Below are 20,710 nucleotides of genomic sequence, written 5' to 3' on the forward strand. Positions count from 1 at the left end.
CCCCCATGGAGGTCCCTATGATGACCAGAGACAATCCTGCATCCAACGGTCGAGAGGTTGAGCGGTCCATTAGCCGACGCCGTCTCTTAGCCTGGTCAGGTACTGCTCTCCTCGCCGGCGTCGCCGGGTGTTCGGGGACAAACAACCCCGGTAATGGGACGGAATCGCCGACAGGAACGTCGTCCCCACCCGCTGATTCCGTCTTCGAGGAGGTCGAATTCACGGGCCCCAACCTCGTCGTGACGCTGGCTGAGGATCACGATGTCGACCGTCTCAATCTGATCGCCCCGGACGGAAGCACGTTTGAACAGACCACCGTCGCGGAAGGGGCGACGACTGCAGATCTCCAGATCCTCTACAAATCCGGCGGCTCCTACGATACCGGTGAATACGAACTGGTCGCTGTTAGGGGCGAATCTTCGGATACGATGTCGATTGAGCTTCGTCCGGAGCTTAGCGTCGTAGATGTTGAGCCGGAGGTCGACGAAAGTGACCAGAACAGTACTGGTCGGCTCTTCATCACGGTGGAAAACACCGGTTCCGGGCCGACGTGGGTCTACAATATTGGGTTCCGAAACGCCCCGTACTCGAATGCGCCGGAGGTTATCGAAGGAGATGGGATCGCCGATACGAGGTTTGAACGTCCACAGGATCCACAAGAGGAGTTCCTTCAGCCCAACACCGAGCAGAGATTCCTGAAGGGACGTGGAGTGCTGATCATCAGTGACGACGATTCGGTTTCGTGCGAGGGGGGTTCTGTCGAGTTGACCGTAGTCGTCCAAACCCCGCACGGTGATGTTGAACAGCCGATTCGCGCTGATCTAACCGGCGGCTACCATATCGATGACCAGGCCGCCGTCCAGCATCCCTGCAAGAACGTCGACATCGAACTACTACCTGGTGGTGGTGACGATGCGTAGGGTTCGTCGACGAGTGGTCTCGGCTGTCGCGGGTCTCGTCGGATTACTTCTTCTCGGACCAGCTCCAGTGGCTGCACAAAGCGACGGGGGCGGCGACGGTGGTGCCCTCGGTGATATCATCATTGGGGCGATTCAGGAACTACTCCGGATTCTGTTCAGCCCTATTCGGACGGTTATCGAGAATCACGGCGATGCTGTTCTGCGAACTGTCGTGGGAACCCCACATCCCGATTCTGTCTTCAGTGCTCCCTCGAACGGTGCCTGGCCTCGAATCTACGACTTCTATTGGGAGACGATGATCCCGCTGACCCTCACGCTGTATGGACTCTCTCTCGGGATTGTGATTTTCCTCGAGTCGACGAGCCACCTGTTCAATGGCTACCATCGTTCGAAGCTGAAGAAACGAGCCTTCTCGGGGCTGCTCGGCATCCTGTCGTGGTGGTGGATCGCAGCCCTCTCGCTCCGGTTTATGGACGCTTTGGCGGGGTTCCTTGTGCCCTCCGTCTCCGATATTACCCTCTTCCAGACCCTGTCGTTCTCGACGATGGGAGTCCTCGGCACAGTCGTCGCCCTGTCGACGAACTTCATCCTGTTCGTTCTCATCGGTCTGATTTACCTGGCTCGTCACCTCGCGCTCTACCTGTTCGTCTTCCTGATGCCGTTGCTCATCGTCTTCTGGATTCCGGGAGTCGGTCCCTTCGCCTTGGCTTCGAAGTTTATGAAGAAGCTCGCGGGCTTCTACGTGCCGTTCCTGTTTATGACGGTTCCAGTCGCCCTTCTGTTCCGGCTTGGCGATATCCTCGGGACCAGCATTGGCCCATCTGCCGGCGAGTTCGGAGCGTGGCTGACTGCGCTCATCATCCCGCTGGTTGCCGTGGCGTCGCCGTTCATCCTCTTCTGGCAGGCGGGGGCTCTGTTCTTCATCGCCGATCGGGCCGCCCGGCACGTCTCGGCGCAGAAGGCTCGTGGGCGACTGTCCAGAGGCCGGGAACGGCTACAGTCGGCGAAGCAGGGCGGGAAGAACTTCGTCCGTGGAGTGCGCGACGAGCCGGCGGTCAAGAGCGGAGGGCAGTACGTGCTGAACTCCGGTGACTCCAGAGCGCACGCGACCGGCCAGCGCCTCAACACGACCGGCTCCCGTCTTCGCGAGGCGATTACGGACGGCGGCGGAGACGGCGGGCAAGGCGGCTCCGGTGGCGGCGGCGGTGGCTCGACCGCCAGTACCGGCTCTGGCGGGGATGGCGGTGACAACGACGGGAGCGGAGAGTTCGAGCGGGACGAGGCTCTCCGCGACCCGCAGCCGCGGAACCGGAATCGCGAGTCGAGAGACGACCCGCCCCGATACATCCAGTAAACCATGAGCTCCGCAACTGACCCCGCAAAACGAATTCCGAAGTCGCTCGGTACCGACACCCAGTTCCTCGGGAAGTACTCCCTGACGGACCTCGCCGTTGCGGGCCTTCCCGGTGTCCTGGTAGTCCTGGTGACGCAGGTCGTTATCCCACCGTCGCTCACGGTCCGCGGCATCCCGGTGTCTGCCCTCACAATCCCCCTCGCAGCGATTGCGATCGCCTTCGGTGGGCTGTTCGTCTACCTCACACCGGGCTACACCAACAGTCTCGACTGGCTCGGTCTGTTCGTGAACTTCCACCGCAGCGAGACGGAGATCGCCCACGAGGAGGCGAAGGAGTACACCCACGTCGAGCGCGTCTACCCGCGACACGACGCCATCGAGCGGACGGATCGGGCCCTCGTCGGCGCGGTGCAGGTGTCGCCACCGACCATGGCGCTCGCGACCGACGAGGAGTGGGCCCAGAAGGCAGAGGCCTTCCAGGACTTCGTCAATACGACCGTCGAGTTCCCGATCCAGATTTACTCGACGACGCAGGCGTTCCCCGCCGACGAGTACGTCGGGCGGTACGAAGACCGGTTGAGCGACCCCGACGTCAAATCTAACGAGAAACTCCAGGCGCTCATCGAGCACTACGTCGACTGGTACGACCGAGAGCTGGCGCAGCGCCAGATGACCATCCGCGACCACTACGTCCTGATCCCGGTGCGGCCCGAGGAGGTCCGGTACGAACGGGCCAGCCTCCTCGAAAAGCTCGCTGGGATCCCCGTACTGGGCATCCTCGTCCAGATTGTCACGGCGCCGCCGGAAGAGGAGGAGCGAGCCGCGATGCTCGAGGAACTGGACGAGCGGCGCCGGCGGGTCGAGCGCGGCCTGCGTGGCATCGAGGGGTGTGACACGCGCCCCGTCGATGCGGCCGAACTCACCCGCCTAATCGCGGAATACTGGAGCGGTACGGAAATCGAGTACGGCGACCCCGAACAGGCGCTCCGCACGTCCCCCGTCATCACCAAATCATGATTGGAAACCTACTGCCCTTCACCGGCTCGGACAGTTCGGAAACTGACGACGAGGCGACCGCAGACGAGGTCTCCGACGAACAGGAGCCAGAAGATGACGAGCCCCAGCTCACTGTTGATTACGAAGCCGACGGTGAGGCCGTCGACGGCATCCCCGAAATCCACCAGACAGTCGTCTCGCCATCGAGTATCGAGCGAACACCCAGCGCTCTCAGGACTGACACCCAGTGGGCGCAGAGCCTGTGGGTCGGCGAGTACCCCGATGCGCCGATGGACGGCTTCCTTGAAAAGCTGTACGCAGCCGCCGAGACCCAGCAGACGGATGTCAGCATCCACATCGACCCTCGTGACACGCGAGAGACGCTGGATTCGCTGGAGAATAAGATCGAGGACCTCGAAGCCGACCACGAGTACCTGACCGAGAAACACCGTGCGAGCGCCCGGGGCGTCGAGAAAGACCTCGAGGACCACCAGGAGATGTATGACGTCCTCCGGAACACGACGATGCAGGCGTTCGACGTCTCGATGTATTTCACGGTCCGGGGCGACGACCGCGAGAATATCGACGCCGAGTCGGTGTCGACGACGGCCCGGCAGGCCCCCGCGAATCTGACGCCGGTGACGCCACGGTGGTCACAGCTGAAGACCTTCACCTCAGCGAGCCCCATCGCTCTCGATCAGTTCAACGAGACGCTCGACAGCAAGACGCCGATGCTCGGTGGGGCGGTCGGCGCGATGTTCCCCTTCGTGGCCGGGGCGTTCGCCGAACCCGGCATCGAGTACGGAACGTACGCGCTGAATTCGAGCCCGCTCATCCTCGACCGCTTCAAGCGGCAAACCGGCTACTGTATGATGGTTATCGGCCGGCTCGGCGCGGGCAAATCATTCGCGACGAAGCTTCGGTTGGTGCGGCGGGCGATGTTCGACGAGGATACGGTCGTCATTATGCTCGACCCGATGCGGGGGTTCGCCGGCGTCAACGAGGCGCTCGATGGCGAGCGCATCACGGTCGGTGGCCGGCGGGGGCTGAATCCACTGGAGATCAAGCCGACACCCGACCACGTCCTACAGGAGGTCGACGACATCGACCCGTGGGGTGAGCAAATCAACTGGGTGATGACCTTCTTCGCGACGTTCTTCGAGCACGTCGCGGACCACCCACTCGGCGAGCGCAACCAGACGCTTCGGCGGGCCGTCCAGGAAGCCTACGAGAAGCGCGGGATCACCCGCGACCCGGAGACGCACACCCGGGACTCGCCCACAATTCACGACGTCATCACGGTCCTCGAGGAGATGGTCGAAGACCCCGAGGAGTACGGATACGTCACTGAGGGCGAGCAGGAAGCCGTCCAGTCGGATGCCCAGTCGCTGCTCAAGGACCTCCGGCCGTCGTTCCGCGAGGGCGGTGAACTCGAGAACCTTGCTCGCCCCTCCGAGTTCGACCTCGATTCGAAGGTCATCTACCTCGATCTCCACCAGGAGGAGGGTACCCGTGGCCGGGCGGAAACCAGCCTGATGATGCAGGTGCTGTTCAACAGCGTGTACGAGCGGGTCAAGCAGACCGACAAGCGCGTCGTCTTCTGCATCGACGAGGCGCACTACCTGATGAACGACGCCGTCTCGCTGGACTTCCTGGAGACGGCGGTCCGGCACAGCCGTCACTTCGATCTGAGCCTCGAATTCATCACGCAAACGGGGGGTGAATTCGCGCTGACGCCGGAGGCACGCACCATCGCGAACCTCTGTTCACTGACTGTCCTCCACCGTGTCAACGAGGAGAAAGAGAAGATTGCCAAGTGGTTCGACCTCAGCGAGCGGCAGGTAAATTGGGTCACCTCTGCGAAGGCGGGGGAGGACGAGGACGGGTACTCGGAGGCGCTCGTCGGCATCGACCAGGAGGGCTGGTTCCCGCTTCGGATTCGAGCCAGCGACTACGAGGCGCACGTCATCGACGGCGGCGCTGCGGACGTCGCCGAACTCGAGCCCGAGTCGAGTGCGAGCGTAACGAGCCCGGACAGTCGCCCCGCCGGCGCTCGGGCCGACGGCGGTGACCCAACCAGCACTGCCTCTCAGGAGGATGACTGAGCAGCGTCCGTCAGACCCCACGGCTGCGAACAGCGGTGACGAGTACATCCGAATCACGCCGTCCCGGAGTGATCTTGCACCGGAGACTGTGGTTCGCCAGCTCGCCGGCCTCCACGGCCTTGATACCGGCAACGATGGGCTTCTCAACGGTATCGGACCCTTCGGCGATCCGCCGCCGGTGTTCGAATTCCTCGCAGTGAGCGAGGGCGCGGACGAGCCGGTCGAGTTCTACTACGGCGCCGACCGGCGGATGGATGCCTTCGAGGAGCGCCTCCGGACGCTGTATCCACCGACTGTGACGTTCGAGCGGGTTACCCTGGACCTGGAAGCGAAGCTGCTCCCGTCGACAGCAGAGCCAGCTCACGATAGCGGTGCCGGGGGCGATGACCGTCCCGAGATGAATACTGAGGCGTCTGAGGAGGCCTTCGATGCTACAAGCCAAGAGCCAGTCGGCGACGGTGGGAGCGTGGTTTCTGAGAGCACTACATCGGCAGACGACGACGCTGAGTTATTGTTCGGGACCGAGTCGAGTGACGATCTGAGGACGAGCCCACCGTCCGATTCCGAGCCTGAGGTCCGGCAGCAACCGAATCACACGCCCCCGAGCGTCGAGGAGACGACACCGCTGGGAATCACCTGGTGTGGGAAGGCGGCCCGACGCGAAGACTGGATGACGACGCTGCCGCAGTTCACGGAGACTGAAGGCGAGGACGATGACAACGCACGGGCGCCGCTCGCATCACTCATCGACCAACTGACCCGCGCCGAACACCCGATCGCGTTTCAGGTGCTCTTCCAGCGGAAGCCGGACTGGACACACGAGGCACGGGAACGCCAGCGGAAACTCCGCGAGGGCGAGGACCGGATCGTCGACTGGTTCCTCGGGGAGCTCCTCGGAAACACGGAGAACGAACCACAGAGTCCCTCGAATACCGGCCGCCAGCGCCGATACCTCGACATCGGCGGTCGGGAGCGCGTCGAGGCCATCGACGAGAAAGAGCCACAGCACACGTTCACGGTGAATATGCGAGCGCTCTCGCTCGTAGCCTCTGACCGGCAGCGCGAGCGCGTCGACCACCGTCTCGACGATATCGGGTCCGTGTTCGACCACCTGAACGGGGCCCACTATCGGCTCCGACCGAAGCGCGTCCGCCGCGGGCTCCGAAAGGGGCGGCGGGCTACGAAGCACGCCGACCGCGTCTTCAACGCCAGCCTGACGACCAAGAGCGACTGGCGGAAGACCCGCCCCGATCTCGTCCTCGGGCCGGATGAGTTGGCGAACTTCGTGGTCGTCCCGCCGGCGACCGAGCTCACGACCGAGGGCGGGCGAGGCTCCGACGCCGAACCCGAGAGCCGGACACCCCTGCCGCTCCCCGCGCAGGACCACATGGATGCGTTCACAGACGCCGGGATGGCGATCGGCCGCGGGCTCGGGGAGGACGGCACGCCGACGCCGGAGCCGATGCGGATTCCCCCGCATCTCCTTCCGTTCCACGTCGGCCGGTTCGCGAAGAGCGGCGCCGGCAAATCGGTCGCCCTGATCAACGACGCGCTCTCCCTGTACGACCAGACCACGGGCCCCGTGTTCTTGATCGACTCCAAGGGCGGGAACCTCCCCGAGAACTATATGCGGGCTCACGCGAAGCGCTTCGGCACCGACGACCTCGAGGAGAACGTCCTCCACTTCTCGGTGCCTGACATCCTGCCTGGCTTCGCGTTCTTCGACATCACGCCGGCGCTGGAGGATGGGGTCCGTCGGGTTGACGCGATCCAGGACAAGGCCGACCACTACGAGGAGCTCATCAAACTCGTGATGGGGCCGGAGCGCTACGAGGACGCCATCGCCTCGCCGACGCTCATCAAGTACCTCATCAAGGCGATGTACGACGAGGAGTACGGCCTCGAAAACGGGCACTTCCGGCAGGACGTCGACTACTTCACGCACGACCAGCTCGAACACGCAGTCACGCAGTTCCACGCCGCCGGCCCCCCGGACCCGACGCCGGAGGACGCGCCCCGGGCGAGCGACCCGCAGGTGGCCGAGAAACTGGAGCGACACCTGCGCTCGAACCCGGCGACGTTCTCGAACGTCGTGAGCGGCATCAGCAACCGGATGGATTACATCACGCAGGACGCTCACCTCCGGCGAATCTTCAACAACACCGAGTCACAGTTCGACTTCCGCGACCTCCTCGACGAGGACAAGGTGGTCATCTTCGATCTGGGCGATCTCCGCGACGAGGCCGCCCGCGTGATGACCGGCGTCATCCTGACGCAGCTCTATGACGCTGTCAAGCGTCGCGACGGCGACGAGCTGGCCCGCAAGCCGGACGACTACGTAGCGAACCTGCTCATCGACGAAGCGTCGTCTGTCGTCGTCTCGGATACGCTGACGACGCTGCTCGAAAAGGGGCGGGAGTTCCGGCTGTCCATCGAACTCGTGACGCAGTTCCCCGAACAGATGAAGGAGGCCGGCAACCGCGAGGTCTACCTGAACGTCCTGAACAACATCGGCAGTCCGCTCGTCGGGAAGATCGCCGTCGACGCCGACATCGCCGAAGCACTCTCACACGAGGCGATGGATCCCGTCGAGTTCAAGAATCGGATCAGTTCGCTCCCGCGTGGCGAGTGGATCGCCCAGCTCCCGAGTCCTGAGTTCGGCGAAACCGGCCCCGACCCGTTCAGTATCGAACCCCTCCCGATTCCACCCGGTCATCCCGATAGCGAGCAACCTCTGACCGGGACGCAGGAAGAGCGGTTCCAAGACGCCCTGGAGGCTGTTCACGAGCATACCCGCGAGGAGTACGGAGTGGCCGGCGGCACGACCGTTGAGAGCCGTGACGCGGCGACTGACGTCGCTCTGGAGAACGCCGACGACCTGCCGTTGGAGGTCGCGATGGCCCGGGCGATCCGCGCCGTCCAGCTGTCGAACGACGTCCGCGAGACGAACGGCTGGGTGTCCGTCGAGGACGTCGACGAGGAACTGCTCTCGCGCATCGAGGAAGGCACCATCGAGGCGCAGGGCTACGAGACGCTGCCGGAAGTGCGGGAGGCGTCCTCGCTCATCGAGGTCGATCTCCCGGATGGGGCATCGTCGGTGCAGTGTCGGCTCACAGACGAGGGTGAACAGGCAGCCACGCCCGATACGTCGACGTCACCGACCGGCGGGGGCGACCACCACGATGCAGTCCTCGAAACGGTCGAGCGTGCGCTCGCAGCGGCGGGATTCTCTGTGGAGGTCCTCGATCAGAACGGGGAGTCCCGTCCCGACGCTATCGCGACGCATGCGGACCTCGACTGGGAGCTCCAGGTCGAAGTCGAAACCACTACCCACGTCCGTCCGTCGAAGGTCCTCTCGAATCTTCGGAAGGCCCAAGAACAGAAGCGAATTCCGCTGTTTGTCGTCGCAGACCACGACGATCAACCAGCCGCCGAGATCGCCGACCGGCTTGCGAAAATTCTCGATGAGCCGCGAAATCAGCTCTCCTCCGGTGAGACGCGGCTGTATACGATGAACCACAACGTCACATTCAACGGCGGTGCGCGAGCCGCGGATGGGGTGACGGCCGTCCGACCGGCCACCGGTGGTAGTCGCCACACCCGCTGGTTCGAGCGGGACGGTGCGTTCGTCTTGGAGGATAGTGCCGGGGACCAACACGCCCGGATCGACTCCTTCGACGCCGTGTCGAAAGACCAGTTCCCGGCGACGTACAGCTACGACGCCGAGAGCGAGACCTACACCGTCTTCAGGCCGGGGGAACTGCCCGAGTCCTACGAGTCACGTGAGGCGTTCGAATCGGACTGGGTGCTCGTCAAGCGCCCGTTCGTGCCCAGTACCGACCTGCCCGTTCCGGACTATACGGAGCGCTCGTATGCTATTGCGACTGTCGGGGACGACCAGACGCTGGACATCCACACGCCAGACACGGAGACGGCTACCGGCGTTCCGCCACTCGTGGACGCGATCCAAGACGGGACGCTCCATCCGGCAGGGGAGCCCCCGAGTGACTCGACCGATTCCGACGCGCAAGAAGACGATGAGGCGGACCCGTACGGGATTCGGGCATTCGTCAGGGACCGTCTCACCGAATCCGACGACGGGGTCGTCGCGGTCGCTGAGGTCTACGATGCGTACGAGCAGTATGCTGAGGCCGGGGAGTACGAGGTGAAGCCGAAAAACCGATTCACACGGACGCTTCGCGACTACGCTCAGTTCGAGCGTGACAAGAAGTGGTTGGACGGCCAGACGCGACGCTGTTACGTCGGAATCGAGCTGGCCGACGTCGGCGACCAGGAGGAATCGAGCGATGCCAGTGCGTAGTCGTTTCGCCCCCGCTCAGGAGGTGCAGGAGCACACCAGATGACGCTCTCCGAAGCAGCCATCAGTGAGCACTACCGTCGCGCCAAACCCGTCTACGAGGCGCTGGCGACCGTCAGTGACTACCCGACTATCGGGCTGAACGACTTCGTCGGGTGGTACATCAAACGCGACCACGACGACGTCGAGGCGATCAAGGCCGGGTATTACCAGCGCGGGCGGGTCGCCCGCCTCGATCGTGACTACGACGAGATCCACGACCGCCTCGAACGGACGCTCTACGCCGTCACCACCTACAAGACACCGTCTGCCTTCCAGCAATGGGAACCCTGTCGCTACGACGAGTCCGAGGGGACGACTGTCTGGCAGGATGAGCCCCCGACCCCCGGATATGCCGACCTCCGGGCGGTTCCCGCCTGGGGCGATATCGACCTCGCTGACGATATCAAGCCGCAGCGTGGTGACCTCGATGCCGAGATACAGGCGCTCGTCGAGCGAACGCTCGACGCCTACATCGAGGAGTACGCGACGCTCTACGGCACGCGGGACGCGGTGTATGCGTTGGACTCCGTCGGGGGTGCGTACGTCTTCGGGGCCCCGGAGGCTACGCTCCCGATTGCGGATCATTTCAGCGACGATCCGGATGCGCTCGAACGGGTTTTCGACGAGTTTCTCGACCGCTCGAACGCGTGGCTCCAGAAGGCAGAAACCCGTGTGAACGAGCGCGTCGCCGGCGCCGGCGACATCATCCAGCCCGACTGGGTGAACAACAAGAACCGGCAGTACAAGCCGCCGCTGTCGGTTCACGCCGACCACGATGCCGTCGTCACGCCCATCGCGACCGACGACGTCCGCTACGAGCTCCGTCCGTTCGAGACCGTCGACAACGCCCTCATCGAGCAGGCGGTCAACTGGGCCGACGACCTCACGCGGGTCCAGCACACGGACTGCGTCGACTCGCTGGTCGCGACGCTCTGGCCGGATCTCTACGAGGACCACGACGAGTGGCGGGCAGCGCTGGAGGCCTGGGTCGAAGCGGAGCGCGAGCGGGAACGGGAGCGACAGCGCCAGCGTGAGGCGGCGCTCCAGCGACGTGAAGAGCGACTGAAGGAACTAGATGGTGCCCTCGAAGGTCGCCCCATTACGCCGTTCAAAGAGGACGTCTATGAGGCCGTCGAGAACATCGATATCACTGAGATCGCCCGCCACTACGCGAGTGATGCCTACGATACGGATCCGAACCAGCCGCGGCCGCAGTTCGACCCGTGCTGGCGCCACAGCGAGAGCGGGCAGTCCTGTTTCGTCGACGAACAGGCCAACACCTTCGGCGATTCGAAGGTGAACGCCGGCGGCGGGCCAGCGAAACTGATGGCGCTCGCGACGGGGATTATCTCCGACGCCGATGCGGACCTCGATGGGGACGACTACTGGGCGGCCGTCGACGAACTGCGGAACGCCGGCTACGACATTCCAGTGTGGATTCCAGAGGCCGGGTCAGACCGCGTCGACGGCGGAACCTATGACCAGATGCCCTTCTGGGCCGTTCGGAAAGCGGCTGTCGCGCTTGAAGTCTGTCCCGAGGACGCGTTCGTCGATCGCGAGGGAGAGGATGGAACCTACGAGGGGTTCCCCGGCTACGAAACCTACAACGAGACGCTGGAAGCCATCGAAGACGCGGGCCTGAACCACGGGCGAGAGCAAGTCACGCCCGAGGAGGACACAGCTGACGACGAGTCGGAGTCGATCCCTGATGCTCTCCCGAGCGACGAGCGACCTGGTGACTTGGACCGGGCACACCTCCGCGAAAAGAACCGGCTGTTGACAGCGAAGGTCGAGCGTCTCGAGTCCGAACTGGAGGAGAAATCGGAGCGAATCAAGGAACTTGAAGCGGAGGTCAACCAGCTCCGATCAGAACTCGCTACCGTACGCTCCGAACGCAATCGGCTGGAAACTGCTCTCGAAGAACGTGAGTTCGAGCAAGAGCCGAAGCAAGAAGATCGGGACGAGAACCAGTCCCCTCTGGACAGGGCGAAACAGTTCGTTTCGTTTGACCAATAGACGCTTCCTCTCCAATCGCCCGGCTGGACCGGCTGACACCAGCCCTGACTTGTTCTAGACACCAGATATTATAGGGATCGTTCTGAGTCCGCAAATCGCAGGACGGCAGCACTAGACACCAGACTCACTAACGAGTGAGTCCCTGGACAGCTCCCAAAATCTGGTGTCAGGTATCGCTGTCTTGCGATTTGGGGCCGAATTCGGCTACTAGACAGCAGGAAAATCAACCGATATGTGGTGGGGGTGGCCGCCTAAAGTTGCGTTCGCGGCCAACAGGGCCGAGGTGCCAGGCCGCGGGCCAGGGTGGAGAGCTGCCACCCAGACGATGGCGTGAGGCGTGGAGGGTCGAGCAGTCGTCGTAGCAGAACGGACGAGCGGGGCTCAAGAGAGCTGTTTGTCGCGCCCCAGGATGGGTGCGGGCAGGTCGTGTCCTGCCCCCTGATACGTATGTCTGGGCCAGATATCCACGACGATACGGCAGACGATCACGAACGCCTCGAGCGGGAACTCCTCGCGCAGGATCGGGATGCTCGCCAGCCATCGACAGCGGATCTCGACGACGAGACGGCACAGGACCTCGTCCGAGACCTGCTCGATGCCGGGACGGTCACGCCGGTCGTCGACGAGCGGGTCCTCGTACACGAGCCCAGCGGGGCAGCATTCGAATCGCTGTGGCAGCTCGCCGTCTTCCACCAGGGCTGGACGGCAGCCGGGGACACCGGCGAGACGGAGCCGTGACCCAACAAACGCTCGTCGGGTGTGCCTTCTGTGCGGCGCCGCCCGGCACGGACACCGGCACCGCGTACACCTGGGGGAAGGACGAACGGGTGAGTCACCCGATCTGTGTCGACTGTGCAACGCAAGTCACCCCGGACCCCGAGCAGCGCGACCACTACGCCTGTGATGGCTGCGGGCTCGTCGTCGACGCGCTCGCGGCGCTCACCCGATTCCGCGTGGAACTCGGCCATCTCGAGGGGCCGCTCCAATTCTGTGCGCACTGCTGTCCTGATGGGCCGGCGACGTACTGGACGCGAGACTTAGCAGACCACTGCGTCGAGTCGGCGGAGCAGTGCTAAAGAGGACCTCGTCGTTCTTCTGAAGCGACCTCCCAAGCCGTCGAACCCCCGCTTTTAACTGCTGTTCGTCCTTGGATTGGTTGAGATCAGGATGGATTCCTCACCCCCGAGTGATACGGACCGGTCTTCGAATCTTCTCGTCGAGATCGTCGAAACCCTGGAAGTCCACGGCCTGCCGAGCGATTCGTACCAGCTCCACGATGTCGTCGACGTCGAGGCACTCGAACGACTCCTCGCATCGTCCTCCGGCGATGTCGAGATTCGATTCATCGTCGAGGGGATCGAGGTCGTCGTCACGAAGGACGGCGTCGACATCCCTCTCGACGAGCCAGTCGGCTCACCGAACCAGTAACGCGCACGGATTCGTCGACAGAGACGACTCCTGAAAGCCCTCGGCCGCTCGGCATCCCGCGACCACCGCTGCGCTCCTCGACCCTGCGGTGCTTGCGGAGTCGGGGGACGGCCGAGGCGGCCTCGCCCTTTCTGAGTCCGCCAGGACGGTGGCTGGATCGTCGAGTGTCGCGGCCGGCTGGACAGTGTGTACGCCACGGCCCGCCCCGCTCGCCGCTGCCGCCCTCCGCGTCGCTCGCGACCGACCATTCCGGGCTGCCTGCCTGCAGTAGCGGGCGGGCTGCCGGGCTAAAGTGAATGTGCCCTCGCGCCAGCGCTTCTCCCGTTTCGGTCCCGGACTTCCGGAGGCTTCCGGGACTCTTCGACCCGCGACGGACGTAGTTGCGTCGCGGGCGAAACGGGGAATGCCCTGGCCGCTCGCTCCGGGCGGGTCGGCGCGCGGTGCTGGTTGGGGTCGCCGCACTCGGGCGCGCTCTCGCTCGCGCCCGGTAGGGCGCTCGCGAAGGCGCGAGCGAGAGCGCGCAGTCGGTGCTATCGGACGTCGACGTCGTCGGAAAACCGCGATGTTAGGGGCATCGCGGTGGCGGCGCGTGAGCGCCTTCAGGAGTTCAGCACTCCAATGTCTAGTAACAGCTCTAGTAGCAAGGTCGTTACGGTGGATGAACAGGCATTCGAACGAACCGAAGACGCCGGCGTCGACGAAGACGGCTTCGAGGTCGTCGACGACAAGCCGGAGTTCCGGGCGACGGTCCAGCAGGAGAAGCAGGCGAAGGTGGATTCTAACCACCCAGACGGCATCGTCCAAGACTTCTCGCATCTGCCCCTGGCGCAGGAAGAGAAGATTCGCGCCCGGGAGGCCGAACTGGAACACATCAGCGCCCAAGCGGAACTCGGCACCCAAGACGGACGGGCGAAGCGGACCCGCGAGGTCGTCACCGAACGGCGGCAGCGCAAGCGGGAGAAGCGCACCCCGGACCGGACGGATCCGCGTGAGCGCCTCTCCCGGATGGAGCTGGCGCAGGTGAACCAGGAAGCAGACCGGATCGCACAGCGGCTTCGGACCGACCACAGTCGAGCGGCTGTCTCCCGGGTGCTCGCGAGGCGGGTCGCACGGGGGCAGGACATCACCGAGGCGGTGTTCGCGACGATGGACGAACTGAAGGCGGCCCCCGGGGCCATCTGCCCGATCGAGGACGTCCCGGACGTGCCGACCGACGAGGTGAGCATCGAAGGTGAGGTGATCACGCTCTGGGATGCCAGCAACCCGAAGATCGCCCAAGTGGGCCTGATCGCGGACGACACCGGGAAAATCAAGTTCACCTCGTGGCGCAAGTCGGAGCCAGCATACGTCCAGGAAGGTGACACCGTCCGGATGCGGGCGGTCAAGAAGAACTGGTACGAGGGACGGTGTTCACTCGCCGTGACCTACGACAGTATGATCGTCTTCCCTGAACGCGACCGCCGCTGGTGGGAAGCGTAGGGGGCTAAGTACCCTCTTTTTCTGGTGAGTGCCGGACCGACCCAAGCCCCACCGCCCCGCCCACCGCTCCGTGCTCACTCCCTGCGGTCGCTGCGCGCGCAGCCACAACCGTCGGATTCACAGAATCAATGCCATAGGATTTACTGGTAGAACTAAGTAGAACCCCTATTTTACTTTCCATAGCAACGTGTCACGCAATCGTTCTCTGTTGTTTGGGATCGTCGTTGTTTCGGTGATTTCCGGCCTTCTAATTGGCTACCTCACGCGTGGTACAACACTTGATAGTCAACCGTTTGCAACTATGGCGACTGTCCAAGGAGCGTTTATTGGAATCGTGTTCTCTATCTTTGTGCTTGCATCACAGGTCAGTGCCACTCAATTCACTCCCCTAACATTAGAACAATTAAGCAAATCAAGAGGATTTGCGCTGCTACTTGGATTTTATATATTTTCTATCCTGACAGATATTTATTTAATGCAATCTCTATCTGTGCCGATTTCTCTTCCATATTTTCCTCAAGATTGGAATCTTGCCTTAGCTGTAGGAGCAGGTCTAATGACAGGTTCTCTCTTTTCTCTGCTTATAGCGCGTCAGCTGTTAGCTGAACTAACCACACCTGAGCACCTTCTTGAACGGACCGCAGATAGTGTATCCCGAGAAACCTTTCTCAGGTCAGAACAAGAAGAGGGATCTCGACCCACACCACCAGAACGAACTCCGCTATTCACAATTGAACGAATTCTAATAACCGCACATAAAAATGGAGACGAATTTACTGTTCAACAAGCAATTCATCAACTCTGGAGGGGAGTTGATAGGATTCTCACTCCGTCATCACACTTGAAGCCGGAATGCCTTGCTAATAGTCCGCCATCACACGTGGAGAACATAGATATTGAGCTGCTCTTAGATCATTGGTCAACTGCTGTAACATATGGCACGAAAGGAACCCAAGAAAGAGTACAACAGACCATAACAGCCCATCGCTATATCTTAGAGACGCTCATCAGAGCAGAAAGAGTTCCAGAGGCGATTGAAGAACTATCGAATCTATATGAACTAGCGATTGCATCACTTGATCAGAGTGGTAATAATTCGATCCTTTCGGAATACCAGGCGCTATCGTCGACTATCGCAGATCATGAGAGTTCAGAGTTACTGTCGAGAATCATTACACACCACGCAGAATTTGTTGAGATGGAGGTAGGAGCATTACAAGCGGCAGGGGGCTCGGAATTAGACGGACTGGATGATGTATTACTCTCAGATATACTATGTAATTATATTGAACTCCTTGAAGATGTATGGGAATCAGAATTGTCCAGCTCCACAAACAGACAGCGAACGGATTTAATTATAAATCAAATGACTTCAGATTTGGAATCCATTTTTGAGACCTTTGATGAGCACCCAAACCCCGGCCCGCATAAACAAACCCTTCTGACCGAGCTCCAAGATAGATTAATCCATGCTTCATCTACTATCAGTACAAATGCAGAACAACCGATAGAACGATATATAACATTAGTCGCGGAGGTGTCTCTTTCCTTAGATCGAGATCCCGATACAGTTGCAAGATCACTCAATAAAAAAGTGAAAAACGATAGTGATCGACAGAGAGTACTGAATCAGCAACTGAAAAACTGGTCATCTAAGGACACCTATCAAAGTGAATTCGAAGTTCTTGCTATCAATAAAGAGGAGATAACTGAGTTTGTTGAATCTATCGCAACAGAGATATCATCATTAGAAGCTGAAACTACTACAGAGTAGCGGTTGCGCTCATATCCTCATACACGTCTTTGTTCGACCTGAAGTAAAGTTCAGACTCGTCCTCAATATCCCCTTCCTTCTCTAGAATATCATTGCGGACGAGGAAATCAAGCTTATCTCGCAGTTCAAACTTATGATACCTTGCTGATGAACCATACCAATCGATCATATTTTCCTGAATACTCTCGATATCTAGATGAAGATCTGGATCATTGACCTCAAGCGCTGCCACATAGTATCCATTAGCAAATTTGGGGAGATGTCTGAGAATTCCCAGTTGGAGGTCCCGACTTAGTCGATCAAACCCTTGCTCAATTACTTCACCAAGTATTTTCTTATTGAAATCTTCACCCTGGACCTCTCCCAAATCATACTTCTCAAGTGGCCGCCTCGGGTGAAGGTCACCATCACGGAGTTCAATAAACCCAAGTTCTTCAAGAGTCCGAACGTACTGTAGAGTCTTATCACCCTTCTTGTCCTGGGCTTTCCGGACTTCCGAGAACGGAACAGGATGATATAATCGAGTCCATCTGAGAATCTGTTTGATCGGGTTGAGCTGATTTTCTACGGCTGGAGTCGTTGCAATTTTCTCATATGTTGCCCGTGCCATCGCTTGGTCAAGTTCATTACGTAGGTTTTCCTGAGCATCCGAAAATCCCTGCTCAACAGACGAGCGCGAAGGGAGTTCGATATAATAGAATTCGCCATCACGTTCGCCCGAGAGTTCTGCGATATCATCAAGTGATATATATTTAATTACACGTTCGCGATTTGGTCGACAGTCACTGACGTCTTTTGGGAACGTGTTCCCAATAGAGATGGCAAGTGAACCAGTATCTGCAATATAGAAATCAGATAGATAGGTTCCACTACCATAGACCTGCTGAAGTCGTCTTTCAACGCTATTACGAAGGGACTCGTAATCATCCGTGAAGGGGACAGTAATCCCTTCTGGAATGATTCGCCCCTCGCTTTGGTTTGAGTCAGTACTCATGCATTGAACCTAGCCAGTCGACTCTGCTCAGTTTCTTCCACCCATAGAGTACTAGTTGTTTCGGATCGCCCTTTCCAAGCACTAACGAACTTTTGTTTATCTATTTCTGATGTCTCAATACCACTCAACTGGTCGTGATTGACCTTACCGTATCGAAGAGGGTCATAGTACAGGACTGACTCATGATTCACTGTAAGAACTAAAACCCTGAGCTTCCGCGCACGTCCCTGACCTGATGGCTGGACATCGTATCCATCTGGGTCGTATTTTTCCATCGCAAGCTCAGTAGCAGGATAAGAGCATCCAGGATCATCGATTATATCACCTAACTCTGATATTTTGAGACCCTCCTCATATCGGGCTTCAAACGGATAATCACTCAATTCCGCTGAGAGACGATGTTCAATATCAAGTGTAACTGGTCCAATTGAACGTTGATCACACAAATCAAAGATGGTTCGTTTTCCGATATTGACTCCATCCGGAACATTAGGGCGGTTTGAGAGTTCCTGAAGCATATTCCAGATAACATTAGGCATATCATCCCCCAACCCGCTCTGAGCGTTAAACGGAGAAACTGTAGTCTCCGCCTGAGTTCGATCTTGGTCGGAAAGCGTCATCTCTTGATTAAAAATATCGTTATAACAGGAGGTACATTAGTCTACTCCTGCCAGAACAGGATCTTGGCCAGTGTGAATCGTCTCTGTCGTTCAGCCCCAAAATTGGTGAGGGGCTCACTGTAACGGAGAGCTCCCGAAAATCGGTGAGAACGATGGCTATTAGAGACATCTATGAGACTGGATTCGATGAGGACGTCCAGACGAAGTCATGCGGGAACCAGTGCCCCGAGTGCAACGGGCACGTCACCACGAATGTCAAGGAAACCGTCTGCGAGGACTGTGGCCTCGTCATCGAAGAGCAACGCCTCGATCACGGGCCGGAGTGGCGGGCGTACGATGAGGACGAGCGGGAACGGACGGGCGCTCCGCTGACAGCAGCACGTCACGACCGAGGGCTCTCGACCGAGATCGGGCGCGGAACAGATGCGAACGGGAACGAACTCTCCGCACAGAAGCGCCGGCGACTCGCCCGGATGCGACGTGAACAGACCCGCGGCCGGTGGCGGTCGAAGGCCGAACAGAACCTCGCCCACGGACTCGGCGAGGTGCGACGTCTCGCGAGCGCACTCGATCTCTCCGATACACTTCGCGACCAGGCGTGCCAGCTCTTCCGGAGCGCTCAGAACGAGGATCTGCTCCGTGGCAGATCCATCGAGGCGATCGCCGCAGCCAGCGTCTACGGGGCCTGCCGATGTAACGGCCGGTCGCAACTCCTCGACGACATCGTGGGGGTCGCGAAGGTCGGGGAATCACGGGTGACGAACGCCTACAAGACACTCAACGAGGAACTGGGACTCCCGGCCAAACCTGCGACGCCAACGATGTACATTCCGCGGCTCGCATCCGACCTCAACTGTCCGGAGCAAATCCGACGTCGAGCGCGAGCACTTGCCGAAGCGGCTGAGGACGCCGGCGTGACGACCGGCGTCCATCCCGCCGGCTTCGCTGCGGCCTGTCTCTACAGGGCCGGACAGGAGGCGGGTCGCTGGCTGACCCAAACTGAGATTGCCGAGGTGGCCAACACGTCGACGGCGACCGTCAGGAACCACCGAGACACGCTCGAAGAACAAGTCGTCTAATTTAGAGGCCGACCAATTAGGAGCTTGCTCGCTTTTTGTCGGCCTATCATTTAAACCGGAAAACGGGAAATGCTCTCTGTAGATCCCTCTATGACCGGCCGCGACTACGATTTCGAGGAACTACGTCCGCTTGGTGAGGCGTCCCGGACGCCCGATCATCAGCTGGACGAGCGCTCCAACGCCGACCCTCGTCGACAGCGGCGTGCGTCGGTCGAGACAGGTTACCCTGAGCATCAAACCGACGACAAGGCAGAGTGCCGATCTTGTGGGGCCCCGATACCGGCGTCACAGACGAAATGCCGGTTCTGTCTCACCAACCACCTCGGCGACTCCGACACCCCCACAACGGAGACCAGCCAAGAAGCAACACTCGAGGGATTCGTGTTCGCGCTCGTCGAGTCATCGACGTTCTACGGTGCTGTCGCGAAGGGGGCAGCCGCCGGGAATCTGCTCGTCAACAGCGAGACCGAGGACATCACCGAGCATCGACTCATCTACGACCTCACGGAGGAACCTGCATCGCAGCTGGTCGATCAGTGGCCGTCGCTACCGGACGCGACGAAGGTCACCTCAGAAGCCGGGGAGCATCTGCTTGCGGCTATCCGAGACCGGATGAGTGGCCAGGGGCGTTCAGCGTTCACAGGGGCGCAGGGGGTCAAGGCGTGCCTCTACGACGAGAGTGGAGATGCCCTCCGGACTGAATCATATCTCGATACGATGCTCGAGACAGCTGATGACCCGATGTGGCTGGTCCCGGGAATCGCACTCCAAGAATCAAACGGGGATAGCGATCAGGACGGGCAGCCATCTAACATCCCGACACGAGTCCGGCTCGAGTGTCACCACTGCGATTCCGAAACAGGGCATCGGTTCACCACCTACGAATCGCTACCTGACGACACCTGGTCGGGGCAACCAATCTGGGAGTGTCGAGAGTGTGGGACGTGTCGCTACGGGCCGGAACCGCAGTAGGTTCGCTCGTCGGTTAACGAACAGTCTCGGCTCGATTGGGTAGGGTGTTGGTTAACGCTGGAGAGTAGTCTATCTCCCCCCGGGGAGGGGTGCGGGGATTCACCCCGACTGAACCAATGGCTACGCTCCAAGCTGCGACGACCTCGACCGGTGCAATCGTATCGGATCCACAGGCTGTGCGCGAGCTCTGTGAGAGCTACTGTTTCGGGACCCTCAACTGGGAAGTCACTGACGACGGCGAACTCACGATCTGGGGCTACGACGACTTCGAAGTCTACGAGGCCCGGGAGAACGGGCTCCCTGACTACGACGGCGGAATCGTGACCCACGAGTTCTTGCGAGAACTCGCAACCCATCTCGAAGCCGGCGAGGAGCTCGACATCCAGACGGCCGGGTTCACCAAGTGTCGCTTCCCGGTGCTGGCGAAGCGGTACGTTGTTCGCGACGACGCGGTCCTCCACGCGGACCTCAGTTCCCCCGAGCCGATCGGCGAGTAGCAGTAGTTTCCGATACTGTTTCTTTATTTAGAGTGAGAGCTGAAACAGCTGGTCAGTACAGAGCATAGATGCATCAGAGCGGTCACTACAGGGACGTGAGCAAACGGAGTGAAAAC

At 60.4% G+C, this 20,710-nt stretch carries 16 protein-coding genes; 14 read left to right on the forward strand and 2 right to left on the reverse strand.

Annotated features, from left to right (window positions below; all coding sequences use genetic code 11):
* Nucleotides 1–17 precede the first annotated feature (17 nt).
* The 11 genes from DV707_RS18025 to DV707_RS18075 all read left to right on the forward strand — a co-directional run bounded on the left by DV707_RS18025 (nt 18) and on the right by DV707_RS18075 (nt 16,432).
* The gene (locus tag DV707_RS18025; RefSeq protein ID WP_200820956.1) at nt 18–920 is read left to right on the forward strand and encodes a hypothetical protein; all 903 of its coding nucleotides are present in this window, start codon (nt 18–20) and stop codon (nt 918–920) included.
* 67 nt (nt 921–987) lie between these two features.
* Nucleotides 988–2,274, forward strand: coding sequence for a hypothetical protein (locus DV707_RS18030; RefSeq protein ID WP_179204619.1), 1,287 nt, complete (start codon nt 988–990; stop codon nt 2,272–2,274).
* Nucleotides 2,275–2,277: 3 nt separating this feature from the next.
* Entirely contained in the window at nt 2,278–3,291 is a 1,014-nt protein-coding gene (locus DV707_RS18035) for a hypothetical protein (protein WP_089649920.1), read from the forward strand.
* Nucleotides 3,288–5,375, forward strand: a complete 2,088-nt coding sequence (locus DV707_RS18040; protein ID WP_103992918.1) for a VirB4 family type IV secretion system protein — start codon at nt 3,288–3,290, stop codon at nt 5,373–5,375. Before DV707_RS18035 ends, DV707_RS18040 begins: the two co-directional genes overlap by 4 nt.
* Nucleotides 5,368–9,696, forward strand: a complete 4,329-nt coding sequence (locus tag DV707_RS18045; RefSeq protein ID WP_089649922.1) for a type IV secretory system conjugative DNA transfer family protein — start codon at nt 5,368–5,370, stop codon at nt 9,694–9,696. The genes DV707_RS18040 and DV707_RS18045 overlap by 8 nt, the downstream gene beginning before the upstream one ends.
* A 39-nt stretch (nt 9,697–9,735) precedes the next feature.
* The gene (locus DV707_RS18050; RefSeq protein WP_103992919.1) at nt 9,736–11,751 is read left to right on the forward strand and encodes a hypothetical protein; all 2,016 of its coding nucleotides are present in this window, start codon (nt 9,736–9,738) and stop codon (nt 11,749–11,751) included.
* A gap of 447 nt (nt 11,752–12,198) precedes the next feature.
* On the forward strand, nt 12,199–12,489 hold the full coding sequence (locus DV707_RS18055) for a hypothetical protein (RefSeq protein ID WP_089649983.1): 291 nt from the start codon (nt 12,199–12,201) through the stop codon (nt 12,487–12,489).
* The gene (locus DV707_RS18060) at nt 12,486–12,827 is read left to right on the forward strand and encodes a DUF7558 family protein (protein ID WP_089649924.1); all 342 of its coding nucleotides are present in this window, start codon (nt 12,486–12,488) and stop codon (nt 12,825–12,827) included. Before DV707_RS18055 ends, DV707_RS18060 begins: the two co-directional genes overlap by 4 nt.
* 91 nt (nt 12,828–12,918) lie before the next feature.
* Nucleotides 12,919–13,179 (forward strand): HalOD1 output domain-containing protein, encoded by a 261-nt coding sequence (locus DV707_RS18065; RefSeq protein ID WP_089649925.1) that lies wholly within the window; start codon nt 12,919–12,921, stop codon nt 13,177–13,179.
* A gap of 618 nt (nt 13,180–13,797) precedes the next feature.
* Entirely contained in the window at nt 13,798–14,658 is an 861-nt protein-coding gene (locus tag DV707_RS18070; RefSeq protein WP_089649984.1) for a DNA-binding protein, read from the forward strand.
* Nucleotides 14,659–14,845: 187 nt separating this feature from the next.
* The gene (locus DV707_RS18075) at nt 14,846–16,432 is read left to right on the forward strand and encodes a DUF2254 family protein (protein ID WP_136361949.1); all 1,587 of its coding nucleotides are present in this window, start codon (nt 14,846–14,848) and stop codon (nt 16,430–16,432) included.
* Here the strand turns inward: DV707_RS18075 and DV707_RS18080 are convergent.
* Nucleotides 16,422–17,426: a hypothetical protein gene (locus DV707_RS18080; RefSeq protein WP_136361950.1), complete on the reverse strand. Its 1,005-nt coding sequence runs from the start codon at nt 17,424–17,426 to the stop codon at nt 16,422–16,424. The genes DV707_RS18075 and DV707_RS18080 overlap by 11 nt on opposite strands.
* Entirely contained in the window at nt 17,423–17,965 is a 543-nt protein-coding gene (locus tag DV707_RS18085; protein ID WP_136361951.1) for a hypothetical protein, read from the reverse strand. Before DV707_RS18085 ends, DV707_RS18080 begins: the two co-directional genes overlap by 4 nt.
* Nucleotides 17,966–18,198: 233 nt before the next feature.
* On the opposite strand from DV707_RS18085, the gene DV707_RS18090 reads away from it, so the two are divergent.
* The 3 genes from DV707_RS18090 (at nt 18,199) to DV707_RS18100 (ending at nt 20,594) form a co-directional block, all read left to right on the forward strand.
* Nucleotides 18,199–19,125 (forward strand): transcription initiation factor IIB, encoded by a 927-nt coding sequence (locus DV707_RS18090; protein ID WP_089649928.1) that lies wholly within the window; start codon nt 18,199–18,201, stop codon nt 19,123–19,125.
* A 90-nt stretch (nt 19,126–19,215) separates the two neighbouring features.
* A complete protein-coding gene (locus DV707_RS18095; RefSeq protein ID WP_089649985.1) occupies nt 19,216–20,097 on the forward strand; it encodes a biosurfactant protein 1 in 882 nt (293 codons plus the stop codon).
* Nucleotides 20,098–20,213: 116 nt separating this feature from the next.
* Nucleotides 20,214–20,594: a hypothetical protein gene (locus DV707_RS18100; RefSeq protein ID WP_089649929.1), complete on the forward strand. Its 381-nt coding sequence runs from the start codon at nt 20,214–20,216 to the stop codon at nt 20,592–20,594.
* Nucleotides 20,595–20,710 lie beyond the last annotated feature (116 nt).

Source organism: Halobellus limi (genome assembly GCF_004799685.1).
Lineage (GTDB): Archaea > Halobacteriota > Halobacteria > Halobacteriales > Haloferacaceae > Haloquadratum > Haloquadratum limi.